At 39.6% G+C, this 12036-nt stretch carries 11 protein-coding genes; 6 read left to right on the top strand and 5 right to left on the bottom strand.

Annotation, left to right across the window (positions count from 1 at the left end):
• Together IGI44_RS02960 and IGI44_RS02955 are read right to left on the bottom strand one after the other, a co-directional pair.
• Window positions 1-1869, bottom strand: a complete 1869-nt coding sequence (locus IGI44_RS02960) for a SpaH/EbpB family LPXTG-anchored major pilin (protein WP_438786300.1) — start codon at window positions 1867-1869, stop codon at window positions 1-3.
• Between the two features lie 516 nt (window positions 1870-2385).
• Complete coding sequence (locus IGI44_RS02955; protein WP_438786299.1) at window positions 2386-3489, bottom strand: tyrosine-type recombinase/integrase; 1104 nt, start codon at window positions 3487-3489, stop codon at window positions 2386-2388.
• 1047 nt (window positions 3490-4536) lie between these two features.
• Here IGI44_RS02955 and IGI44_RS02950 point away from each other — a divergent pair.
• From IGI44_RS02950 to IGI44_RS02925, 6 genes are all read left to right on the top strand, one after another.
• Complete coding sequence (locus IGI44_RS02950; RefSeq protein ID WP_048719264.1) at window positions 4537-4740, top strand: hypothetical protein; 204 nt, start codon at window positions 4537-4539, stop codon at window positions 4738-4740.
• A 14-nt stretch (window positions 4741-4754) separates the two neighbouring features.
• On the top strand, window positions 4755-4991 hold the full coding sequence (locus IGI44_RS02945) for a DUF2922 family protein (protein ID WP_438786298.1): 237 nt from the start codon (window positions 4755-4757) through the stop codon (window positions 4989-4991).
• A gap of 84 nt (window positions 4992-5075) precedes the next feature.
• Complete coding sequence (locus IGI44_RS02940; RefSeq protein ID WP_438786297.1) at window positions 5076-5459, top strand: hypothetical protein; 384 nt, start codon at window positions 5076-5078, stop codon at window positions 5457-5459.
• A 51-nt stretch (window positions 5460-5510) separates the two neighbouring features.
• Window positions 5511-6164 carry a DUF2922 family protein gene (locus IGI44_RS02935; RefSeq protein ID WP_438786295.1) on the top strand — a complete coding sequence of 218 codons (654 nt, stop codon included), beginning with the start codon at window positions 5511-5513 and terminating at the stop codon, window positions 6162-6164.
• 111 nt (window positions 6165-6275) lie between these two features.
• Window positions 6276-6707, top strand: coding sequence for a phage holin family protein (locus tag IGI44_RS02930; protein WP_438786293.1), 432 nt, complete (start codon window positions 6276-6278; stop codon window positions 6705-6707).
• 4 nt (window positions 6708-6711) lie between these two features.
• Window positions 6712-7518, top strand: coding sequence for a peptidoglycan amidohydrolase family protein (locus IGI44_RS02925; RefSeq protein WP_438788903.1), 807 nt, complete (start codon window positions 6712-6714; stop codon window positions 7516-7518).
• 104 nt (window positions 7519-7622) lie between these two features.
• On the opposite strand, the gene IGI44_RS02920 is transcribed toward IGI44_RS02925, so the two are convergent.
• The 3 genes from IGI44_RS02920 to IGI44_RS02910 form a co-directional block, all read right to left on the bottom strand.
• On the bottom strand, window positions 7623-7919 hold the full coding sequence (locus tag IGI44_RS02920; protein ID WP_438786292.1) for a hypothetical protein: 297 nt from the start codon (window positions 7917-7919) through the stop codon (window positions 7623-7625).
• Between the two features lie 985 nt (window positions 7920-8904).
• The gene (locus tag IGI44_RS02915; protein WP_438786291.1) at window positions 8905-10014 is read right to left on the bottom strand and encodes a DUF4352 domain-containing protein; all 1110 of its coding nucleotides are present in this window, start codon (window positions 10012-10014) and stop codon (window positions 8905-8907) included.
• A gap of 44 nt (window positions 10015-10058) precedes the next feature.
• Entirely contained in the window at window positions 10059-11888 is a 1830-nt protein-coding gene (locus IGI44_RS02910; RefSeq protein ID WP_438786290.1) for a hypothetical protein, read from the bottom strand.
• Window positions 11889-12036: the final 148 nt, after the last annotated feature.

Here is a 12036-nt window from a genome sequence, read left to right as displayed (position 1 = left end):
TTAAGCTTGACGACGTTTTTTATCAATGGCGATTGATGCTGTACCAATGGTGATAGATCCGATTGCGATGATCACTAATAACATCGTGCCAGTGCCACCGGTGAATGGTAGATCTGTTTTAGGTTTGTTTTCTACGTCAATTACTACATCATCATGTGATGTCAACGTAACTGTCACTTCAACTGGACTCTTAAGCAATTCATACCCAGATGGTGATTTTGTTTCCACTAACCAATATTTTTTAGAGATATATGGTGTACGGTCGTCTGGATCTGTTGGTTTCTCTTTTTGCCACGTTTTTTCTGAGTCAATACTTGGGTCCTGTTTCCCATTTCCATTTGAATCTGTAAACCAGTCTAACTTCAGACCATTAAACTCAGCTTTACCTGTAGCGTCTGACTTAGCCGTTAAGAAAGTTGCACCATCATCCGCTGGATCTTCAGCTAATTTCGATGTGTCTGTATCATGATCTTTTAATCTATAAGATTTACCATTACTTGCTAAGAAAATACCTTCTTTTGCGTCAGCCTCAGTTTCTGCAAGATAGAACTCAGCGTCTGCTAAAGCAGTGCCTTTATCGTCCGTCTTTTTAATGTCAAATCCACCATCATAATACTCTGGCTTATCACTGGTATTCGTATCAGGTGTTCCGCCAGGCAATAGATAGTCGATGGTGTATTGGTTGGAGATCGTTCCGTTGAAATCATTATCTGCTTTTACCTTATAAACAACTTGTAATTTCGGAAGATTGTTTACGCCAAGCTTTTTCATCCCATCTTTAGTTAAACTAACAACAACTTTTTTTGCAGTACCCGTAGTCAAGTCTTCAACCTTGGCTCCAGGAGCAATGGTTGTTCCGTCCAAAGTAACTTTATAGTCAGTACCATTAACTAATTGTGTTGGCGTACCAGAAGTATCTAATCCGTAAACTGTCGCGTCTTCTAACATCAAATCTGCACTGATTTCATCCGTAACATGGAAGTAAGAAGCGTAGATTTCATCACCTGCAGAGAAAGCTGTATCTGTTGGTGTTGCGGTTGGGTCAGCTGGATCTACATAGTCTGTGATCGTCATATCTTGCGAGGCAATCGCATATAAGCCTTCAGGTAATGTCGTTGTAGCTTCCCATTGGAAAGAGTTACCGGCTTTAATCGAGAATCCTTTACCGCCTTCAACTGTTTTGTCTAATTCCGTATTCGCTACGATATTTTTCGGATGAACGTGAACATCATAGATCAATTTGCTCGTATCATCACGTTTGGTTTGTGGTAAATGAACAAAGAATGGATCCATTGGTTTCGTTACTTTCAAGCCAGTCTCATCAGGAACTGGCGGTGTTGCAGTTGGATCACCAGGTTTTGTATACGTATAATTTCCCGACGCATCTGGAATTTCACGGACAATGTAGATACCATCTGCGTCCTTTTTATCTGACATTCCAGTACTTACATCAAATTTCAATTTACCATTTTCATCAGTGGTTCCTGTTGCTGTGTATGGGTGTTCTGTGTCTACTTCCCAGTCCGTACCTTCTACTGTGTCTAGTGGATTAACTAGTGATTTTCCTCCAGGAATTGCCACAATTTTAACAATTTCAAATTTTACATCTTTCATTACTTGTTTACCTGCCAAAGAAGGAGGCATACTTGGATCACCAGTTCCTCGATCGCCTAATTCGGCTGCGCTGTTGATTTCATATTTCCATAATGTAATTGTCCGATCTGAAGTGTGGTCTGATACAGGGTTCGTACTGATTTTGTCATCCGCTGCATAAACCATTGGCACTGCACCAGCTCCAGATGCCCCCAACATTGTTAACACGCCTAAGGTCAACGCTATTTTACTTATCCATTTTCTCTTATTCTTCATAATAAACTCCTTTACTCTTCTTTGTTTTTTACGCCTAAATTAGGTAAAATGGATACATGAGAAGTGGTTACCGCCAAATTTCTCACATATTCATTTTTCCAATACCTAAGATAGAATTCGCCTTCTTCTTGGGTATTGGGAAATCATAAAAATTAGTATGTCTGTCCGTCGATAAACATACCTCCCTTCAAAATACACAATAAGTTCCTCATTTTTACTTAATACCTCTAGTTTTCAATACAATTCGAGTATTATTTCTTCTTAGTCTTATAAAAAACTAGAAAAACACTCGAAACCGCTTCTTATCAGGGTTTCCAGCGTTTTTTGACGAGGATTGACGGCTTATTTAGTTTTGATTAAATAACGCGATTCTTTTTCTTTAAAAATAATTACTTTTATGAAGAAACGACTCGTTAAAAATAAAATCACAGATCCAAGTAAGCGCTTACTCAAAATGAGAAAAAAGAAGACGCCAAAATTAAAGTGGCCATTTTTTGAAAGCCATTACATGTACTTTCAGCTAATAAGTCCATCTAACTCGTGAATGACTTGAACCCGCTGTTCCAACATGGCATCAACATATGTATCAAGCGTCATTTGAGTGGAGGCGTGACCCAACAAGGCACTGACTGAAGAAATGTCTTTCTTCGCTTCTAAACAGCGAGTCGCAAAGGTATGGCGCAGTTGATGGAAGTGAATCTGGATCAATCCAGCTTTCAACCGAATCCGATGGAAATGATAGGTTAATAATCGGGGTTCACACGGTTGCCCATTTGTGGAAAAGACAAAACTCCCTTTTGACTCCTTGCGGTGCTTCAACAATAATTTCCTTAAGGTCTGACTGATGGGAATCACGCGAACCGAAGCCTCTGTCTTCGAATCTGCCAAAATCAATTGCGTTTTTTTTAAGGAGTGGCTCGCTGGAATCCGTTGATAGGTCTGATGAACAGAGATCAAATTGGTTTCAAAATCAATGTCCGTCCATTTTAAAGCCGCGATTTCTCCAATCCGCAACCCTGAATACAACGCTAGTAAGGCGGGAATCCCACGTCCTTTCTTTTCTTTAGCGGCAATCTTCATCACTCTTTTTTGTTCACTCAGCGTTAAGGCCCGGACCTTCTTTTGTTTTGCCTTTGGTAATTTCAGCTCAGAAAAAGGATTCGTGGTGATCTTTCCACTCTTTTTTGCTCGATTCAGGCATTTGTTTACGATACGAAAGATCACCTGAATGGTGGAGTTCGCCAATTGTTTTTGAAGCTCCTTCAAAAGGCATTTTCCGGACTCCAAGGTCAGCTCATTTAATGGAATATCCCTGATGAGCGGAAAGATATATTTGGTTAATTTGTAATAATAACTGGAAAGCGTCGAGGGTTTGACCTCTTCTCGCACTTCATTGAACCACTCAGCGGTCCATTCCCCAAAGGTCCCCGCGGAGATTCCTTGAATTTGTTGGAGAGAGTGGTAACGAATTCGTAAGGGATACAATGCTTGTTTGACTTCCCCATAGCTTTTTCCATAGACATAGCCATACTTGATTTTCCCGTTTAGTTTTCTGCCTTTTGGATAGCGTCCTTCCCAACGCCCATCCTTTCTCAAATAGATATTTTCCCCTTTACGCATGATTAATTCCTCCTATTTCTGACGGCTTAACAGACGGCATATAATGGTCTGATTTCTAAAGAAAAGAGACAAATTGAACGGTCTGTCTTAGTTTTTTATTATGCAAATGATTAAATATAATTATTTTTATGAAGTGTGTTGCCTATTAATAATTAATAATATATAATTGCTTTATGAATTGTTTTTGATATATCACACATATAAGTTAATAAATTTCAATTAGTTCTTGATATTTCTAGTTTTTTATAAGACTAAGTAACGTTTTATCAAATTTCTTATCCAGCAACACAATGTTCCTCACTATTTATTTATAAACTTATAAAGGCAACTTTCTCTCACAAAGAGGAAGTTGCCTTTATATTATATATTTAAATTCATTAAATACTACTTTTTATAACGTTTACATTATATTTTTCTATTCAGATTATTTTAAATATCGAAGCAACCGATTACTTTTTGTATTTTTTTAGTTTTTAACACGGAAATATGGAAATAAATTCCTTGTTTTCGTTGTATCTTCTTTGTAGAAACACCATTTTAATTTTTTATTAGGTGTTTTTATGAAGAACATCGAACCAAACAAGTACTTGGATCCTACGCATTGGTCCCCTCTGTGAACTTAGCCAAGCGACCGCTGTTAAAAGAATTTTATTACCCCTAATGGCGAAATCAGTCGTTGTTATCAAAAGACTCTATTCTCTATTACTACGAAAAGCTGATTAAGAACCCCGATAATTTGCGTTGGGAGAATTGACGTTAATCCTTTCTAAGACTAGATGATTTGTTCATCTAGTCTTTTTTGAACGTAATTCATTAGAAAAAAGGTAAACCTTTTATAATACTACAAATAGAAATGAATCTCAAATTGGAATTTGACACAGCCCCCCCCCAATTTGACCATTTTCGGCCTAAAAAGGGCCCTTTTTACCCCAAAACGAGTCAAATTGGGGGGGATGGTGGTTAATTTCCAATTCGCACTTTTTGGCGAATTCGGCTATCTTTTAATCACCGGCCGGAACAAAAAACAAACATGACGGAGGAATCACTATGATTCAAAAAATTGGCAATAAATTACAAGTACAAATCGATACTGGCGAAGACAAACTAAGCAAGGTGACCTTTCAAAACGTCATCGATGAACCAACGGAAGAAGCCGTTTTGGAATTAGGAGACATCTTAACCGCTCTTTCCCCTGAAGACAGCAACTTAGACGGCGTGATCCTAACCAGTCAATCACGTTATACCAAATAAGGAGGTGCAGCTAGATGAAAAAGAAATTAGTGGCCGTATTTAGAAACAGCCTAGGCAAGAAACAAACCTGGAGTTTGATTAATCCTGATACAAAGAAATCGCCTCTTGAAATCAGAGCCCTGTTGGAACGACTGACTCGGGTAAAACTCTTTCATAAAGACGGCGCAGACCTATTCCACACCGTTGAAAGTGCGAAATACATCGAAACGATCGAAACCGTGATTTTTGATATCACACAAGAACAACCGTAAAAAGAAGTATTTGAGGAGTTGCGGTAGACGTACCGCCCTCCTCTACTATATCCACATTACAGATAAAACAAGGAGGAGAAATCCATGAATGAGCAACTGTTGACATGCGACCAAGCATTTTCACTAAAACCAGAAACATTAGAAAAACGCATCATGGAATTTTATCAAGAAACACAAAATAGCAGTGTAACCATCAAATATATCTTAGCGTTACGTGTCCGCTTCAAGCTTGGCGCGCAAGAGTTCGCCCACATTCTGGAGGATCTTGTCCGCTACTTGTTTATGAACACCAAAGCGACACGTACAATGAAACGGTTCTTTTACTTTTTTGAGGATTACTTTCAAGCACCTGAGTGGAAACGACTAAAACTACGTGTCTTTCCCATAAGAAATTTTGGCGAAAAAGTCTTCTCTGTTGTCCGTTCCCTTATCTCAACTGTCCGTCCCGAAGAAACTACTGAGTCATGATATAGAAATCCTACGCAGGAAAAATAGAAAACGTATGAAAGGAAAAATCGTATGAGCACTGAAACGACAGATTTAGTCGCACTATTTTCGAAGAATGACGGTGGAAGACATACCTGGCGCTACAAAAACGTGGACACCAGCTTGCCGGCAGAAGAAATCAAAGAAGCTTGCGAACTATTAACCACACTCGACCTATTTGAACAAGATGGCGTAAAACTATTTGATTCCGCCCTATCGGCCAAGTTTGTGACCACGATTGAAACATTGATCTTTGATTTGGAACATGAACCGGAAGAATTAACACCAGAAATCGAACCACCGATGGAAGCAACCTGTGAAGAAGTTGGCTGTTTTGAGGTGATCGATGAATCAGAAAAAACAGGAAACGATCTAGCTACCAAAGCAACTAGTATCAACCCACTTTCAGTCCAACCACTTGGGCGTCATTATGATCGATTGACGCGGATTGAAACGATCGATGCTAAAGAAGCAACGATAACCATTAATAAGGACTCGCTTCCACCCATTAACCATGAGCCACCGGTGGAAATCATTGGTTACGAGTACCAACAACAGGAAGCTGATATTCATCAAGCAACTGACACTGACATTCAAGACACAACGAAAAACAAAGGCTTGTTCCATCGGCTTTTCAGACGAAGGAGCCGAAACAAAGACGCGCCAGAGAGCACCCCACGAGAATAACCAATTACAGCTAAATCCTGTCAATCATGCGTAGGAAAAAGAACCCTCAACCCCTGCGATCACGGTCACAGGGGTTGGGCAAATTAAAAATTAAGAAAGAGCAGGGATTTTATGAATCTATCACTGATTGCCTCACTTGAAGCACTCATTCACTCTCTATTCGGCGGCAGCGTGCCGATCATGGGTGTCTTCCTCACGATGGTAGGACTCGATCTTTTTACCGGATATGGCAAAGCACTTAGAAGCCACACATGGGTGTCCTCCATCAATCTATATGGTTTATTTACCAAATTTATTACCTTTTCAACCATCATATGCGCCGCCGCGTTAGATAAAATTGCACCAATTGTCGGAATCAAGTTGCCAATTAATGTCGCATTGTTCTGGACCGTCCTTCTGATTATTTACGAGATAGGATCGATACTGGAAAATGCCCACGATTTCGGACTGAAAATCACTTGGCTGCAGAAATGGCTCGGGGTCTTCGAACGAGATGTCGGAGAAGCACCTGATAAAGACGATCAGGAAAACAACATTCAGTAAGGGGGTGAACTCATTGCCAACTACTGAATCCGCGTTGCAATACGGCTTAGCCTTACGGGGAAAAGTCTGTTACTCCATGGCCAACAGACTTGGGGCACGCTCGATGGATTGTTCGAGCTTTGTCTTTCGTTCATTGATTGTGGCGGGCTTTCTTCCAAAAAATGCCTTTATCGGGAATACAGAGACGTTGTTCAAGTTGAAAGGCTCGTTACTACTGGAAATCAATCGAAGTGACGTTCGCAGAGGAGACTTATGGATAGCCGGTCATGAAGGCGCATCGTTAGGATCAGCTGGACATACTGGCTTCTTCTTAGGAGATATCAATGGGGATGCCTTGCATTGTACCTATTCCAAAGGCTGTCAAAATATCGCAGTCACTAAAGCGATTGGCTGTATGGGAGATTATTCAGGGTTGCCTGTGCGCTATTTTCGATTAAAAAATGCGAGTGTCACTGGACCATCTGAAAACAGCAGCCAACAACGCCTCTTAGCGATCGATGGTTCATGGGGACCCGCAACTACAAGACGCTTACAAGAAGTGTTGAATTGCGGGATCAAAGACGGGATTATTAGCGGACAGATTAAAAATCCCGCCAATCAATTCATTCCTTCTGTTCAGTTTGGACATGGCGGATCAATGATGATCCGTGCACTCCAAGCCTTATTACGTGTGCCCACAGACGGGAACTTTGGCCCGATGACTTGCCTTGCCCTGCAACAAAGAATGGGAACGACAACGGATGGTGTGATTAGTCCGGTATCCGATTGTGTGAAGGAGCTGCAAAGAAGATTGATTGAAGGTCGGGTATAAATCTTCAAAAAGGATACAAAATAAATACACCTGCGATAGATAGAATGATCGCAGGTGTTGAGATGCAGAATTTACTACATAGAAAATTATCCTAATGTCTTTAACTATCCTTCTGCATTTTTCAGCTCTTTAAGTATTTCTATATCCCATCCTTTAGCCTTTGATACTTGTTCAAACGTAATTCCTATTTTTAAAAACTCAAGAGCCAGTCTACGTTTTTCTTCTTCACGCTCTTCACGAAACCTCGTGGACAAGATCGCATCGCTAACGACTTTATCATTATCATTTCTTGTTCCTCGCTTTCTAGGTTTAGAAAATCGATTCTGGTTTTGGCTTCTTTGATGTAATCTGGTGCCTGATCTGCGACTTCTCCTGTTTTTAAGAAATAGTACCAATGCCAAAAAGAAGATCGTTCGTCGGTAGATATTTTTGCATGATTTTCCCTGCCTTTCAGGTAGCAGGTTTTTTCGCCTACATTATAGCATGGCGAAATAGTTGCTATCAAAGTGTTTTATTTTAAAATACGCAGCAAAATCGATAGGCTATCCTTTCAAGTTGAAAAGTCCAGCTTTCATCATTTTCAAAGATACTTGCATCAGGAATCACAAAACTACTTACATTCAGTTTATTATTAATTAAAATGATTTTGTACATAAAATCATCCCCGTCCCTTCATCAAACACTATTTTTAATTTTTTATGGTTCTTTTGAGATTAAAAAAATAATTCTATTAACAAAAAATATAAAAATCCCGTGTTTGATTTAATTAATTATTATGTTGTGATAAAATTTTAGATAATAGAGAGAATGCTTTAATCGTTTCATCCTCATATCCAATGGATGACTTTGGCGTATATTACTTGGACATTAACTCTTGTGGTTTGACCGCTATGTATTTTTGTGTACGATCTATAGTAAAATAGAACCTAGGAGGAACACACATGCAACAACTATTGACTTTATTTGATTCGCTGTCACGAACAGGTATTATTTTGTTCATGTTATTTAGTCTATTAATAACGATAGGTCTTGTCTTGCTTATTTTTTCTTTTTCAAAATCTATGCGAAAGAAATAGACAGATTTTTTTACGTTAAAAGTGTTTACTGTCGTTATTGTTCTTGTCATAGTTACCTCTGAGGGAACAAGTAGCAAATACTAGTTAAAATTTTTTCAACTGCTTGATATTTTCAGGGAATGTTTGAGGTGAATAAGAGTTATCATTGAAACTATCCTTGTTTACATTGAAGAAATTATTTCTAAGATGGTGTTATGCGTGTAGGGAAGTACTCTTTGAAAGGAGAATACTCGCAGAGAGCTTTCTTAGAATTTCATTTAAAGTAAAACGAAATACACCTGCGAAAGGTCTCGCAAGTGTATTTTTTTGATTATTCGTGCAATCCGCATCTAAAGGTATCCTTCAGTGATTTGAAGGTATAGTTCTGACTGTCATTCGCTGAGTTGATTGTCCATTTCCCATCTTTCTTCTCTAAGTTGACCCGATACCCTTCACCGGTCATATCCTCATCTGTACTGATGGTGATCTCTTTGATCTTTGCCGGTAATTCCTGAACGAGGTATTTCTCTGCCTCACGTTGGGCGGTCGCATAGTCGGAAAACTTGCCTTTGTTTTCTTCGGTAAATTGCTTCACGATGGCATCCTTGTCTTCTTTCTTCAATAGTACGGTTTCTGGACGTACATAGAGCGACGCTGTTTCTGGAAAGAATTCTTTGAAGCGATAGCTTACCTTTGCTTTTTCACGATTGGAGGCTTGGACTTGTGAGATAAATGTTTCAGCTTCTTCAGTTGAGACATTGTGCTTCGGAAAGCCCTTTTTTAATAAATTGATTGCTTCTTCCTTGAAGGCTTTTCGTTCTTCGTCTAGGTCGTTGCTCAGCTCCAGCTTGGATTTTTCTTCTGACTCTTCAGGATCGCTATTATAAAATACCGTTTCAATGTACTGATCCATTAATCCTTCGACTGCTTTGGCATCATCGGGATAATCCTCTGTAGCTATTTTTAATTCGATTCCTTTTTCTTCTTCATCAGAAGAATAGACCGGCTCGTAATGCAACTCGTATTCAGCAGCTTTAGCTACTTTGAAAACGAGTGGTTTTGTAAAGCTTTTGCCTTCAGATAAGCTTTCACTAGATAATAGCTTGAATTTCCCTTGTGAGTCATACACATGTTCTGAGGAAACCTTCTCCCCATCTTCATCATATAATGAAAAATCACTAGAGGTAACATCCAGATTCTTGTCTGTCTTATTTTTCACTTTGATAGCCAACGCGAGAAAGCCTGTGTCCTCATCGACTGTTTCCCCATCTGGAATGATGTAGGTTCCGTCTTCGATACTCACCGCTACTTTTGAATTTTGCCCTGCATCTGGTTCCTTTTCTACTTTCTTGGTTTCCCCGCTGTTGCTGGAGCATGCCGTTAGCAGAATCAACATACTGCTCAGTATAACCAACCCACTAAAAATCCTACCCTTGTTCATCCTTCTCTCCCTTTCATTTCAACTATTAACCCCTTTTGAGCATCTTAACTAAGCAACAATCGAATCAATCGATCTTCATTGTACTCAGCGATTAAACTGGCGAACTCTCGAAGTAGCTCACTTTCTTGAATCCTTTTCCCATCAAAGGATCCTTTATAGTGATTGACGATTGCTTGGAGCTTACTGAAGGTACTGGCTAGAAAATAGCCGTCACTAGGAAAGTCATTTTCCTGATCAAGCTTTAACTGTTTGATATCCTTTAATAAATCCTGTTTCTTCTCTTGATACCAATCTTTTGAAGATTCTCCACCAATCGCTAGTTCCGCCCGCAGCAGATTGTCAAAGCCCTCCAACAAATTCTCAAACGCCGTAGGATCAAAGGCGTAAAATTCCTGCGCCTTCAAATAATCGGATAGATAGCGGAAGGTTTCGGCTAATTCCGCATTCCCATTCGGATATTGCGTCAGCTTATATTTTGGAATAAAGATTTTTTTCTCGATTTCTTCTTTGGTTTGTGTTTTATAGACTTTCACCAGTTTTGTTCGGAAAAGTCTTCTTTTCTTAACCGTCTGCTCACTGGTAAAGAATTTGGGCAGCAGCTCATTGATGAAGAAGGCGTACGTATCCGCGACATTGTAGGTCTGTCCCGTCCTAGCATCGGCTTCAGAGTAGCCAACATATTCCCACACCACATCTACGACAAGCTTTTCCGCATCTGCATCGGATTGCCTGTAATACCCGTACACACTGAAAAGCTCTCTGCCTTGATCATCATCGACACCGATTTGGTTTGGATCTGCATAAGGTGAGAAGATATAGCCATTCTCATACGTACCATTATTGGTCTGGTACTTTTGAACATGGGTGCGAATCTTTTCCCACGTTTCCACATCCAGCTGCATCAGCTTAAACCTGCGATGATCGCCATAGTATGGCTCAAAGGCAAAGGATTGCAGCTCTTTTAAAAAGTCTGTGATCTTCGCGACGTATTTTTTGATAAAGGTGTCGACTACCATACCCAATTCGTCTACTTCATGCTGGTACAAATAAGCGACACTGCTTCCGAACTCAACGAAATATTGCCCCAAGTCTTCTAAGTACAATCCGATATATTTTCGCATCCTTAATCGTGCATCCGTCTCTTTTCCGAAATAGAACAGGTTCAGGATTTCCTTATGATTCAAACGAATATCTAAATCGGTCGTCTTCATCAGTCGTGTAAAGGTGATTGAGCAGCTGCCATCTTGGTTTTGCTCAGGAAATTTCCCTTCTAAGGCGACACTTTTATATTTGATTGTTATAGAATCCTCTTTCTCATCAACCAGCAGCTCTTCTGAGAAGGAAGAGTTTTCGGTAAAGGTCTCAATATCGTGACTGATCCGATCCAAGGTGCCATTGAATAAATAGTTATCGAATTTCTCCATTCGTTCAAAAAAATAACTTGGAAATTCATTGGCTTCCTTAGACAGCAAATTCTTTTTAGGAAGATCAAAAACGATCGTCTCCTGGTTCGGTGCAAGCGCTTCTAATCTTTCAAAAAGCTGTTCAAAGGGATCCACCCAATAAATGTCGTCACGAGCAAGATCCACATAAAAAAGAAAGGTTAAACACCTCTTCTTAAACCATCTTCGAACGGTCGACGTTTTTAGTCGCAAGGACAAGTAGTCATCCTTATCCGCCACTCTTTCCAATTCTCGATATTGGACATAAAACTCTTTCCGGTCGCCTGCTTCATCTGGCGGAAGCACACAGTAAAAGTCACTGCCAAAGTCTGTATGCATGATATTTACCGTGCAATACTCTGACAAACGAGTGCCTAATAATGTTTCGACCTTTTCTTCAATTTTTGGCAAAGCCTCCATTTTTATTAGCATTGATTTTCCACCTCATCTTAAATTCATCATCTATCAAACAGTCATGTTTTTATGGGACTCTTTAAAAGGAATCCTCGATAATTTGATCGTTGAGAACTTCGGCTCTTGATTAACTTTCAACTCTAATGAGATAAAGTTCTTTTTTTAT

The sequence above is a fragment of the Enterococcus sp. DIV0756 genome, from assembly GCF_051710745.1.
Taxonomy (GTDB): Bacteria; Bacillota; Bacilli; order Lactobacillales; family Enterococcaceae; genus Enterococcus_A.
The sequence above is the reverse complement of the archived record's forward strand: the minus strand, read 5'-3'. Positions and strand labels throughout refer to the sequence as shown.

Coding starts and splice junctions, on each gene's coding strand:
- IGI44_RS02945 (WP_438786298.1), top strand. CDS start 4,755: ATGAAAAAGAAATTAGTGGCCGTATTTAGAAACAGCCTAGGCAAGAAA.
- IGI44_RS02930 (WP_438786293.1), top strand. CDS start 6,276: ATGAATCTATCACTGATTGCCTCACTTGAAGCACTCATTCACTCTCTA.
- IGI44_RS02950 (WP_048719264.1), top strand. CDS start 4,537: ATGATTCAAAAAATTGGCAATAAATTACAAGTACAAATCGATACTGGC.
- IGI44_RS02915 (WP_438786291.1), bottom strand. CDS start 10,014: ATGAACAAGGGTAGGATTTTTAGTGGGTTGGTTATACTGAGCAGTATG.
- IGI44_RS02935 (WP_438786295.1), top strand. CDS start 5,511: ATGAGCACTGAAACGACAGATTTAGTCGCACTATTTTCGAAGAATGAC.
- IGI44_RS02955 (WP_438786299.1), bottom strand. CDS start 3,489: ATGCGTAAAGGGGAAAATATCTATTTGAGAAAGGATGGGCGTTGGGAA.
- IGI44_RS02960 (WP_438786300.1), bottom strand. CDS start 1,869: ATGAAGAATAAGAGAAAATGGATAAGTAAAATAGCGTTGACCTTAGGC.
- IGI44_RS02910 (WP_438786290.1), bottom strand. CDS start 11,888: ATGCTAATAAAAATGGAGGCTTTGCCAAAAATTGAAGAAAAGGTCGAA.
- IGI44_RS02940 (WP_438786297.1), top strand. CDS start 5,076: ATGAATGAGCAACTGTTGACATGCGACCAAGCATTTTCACTAAAACCA.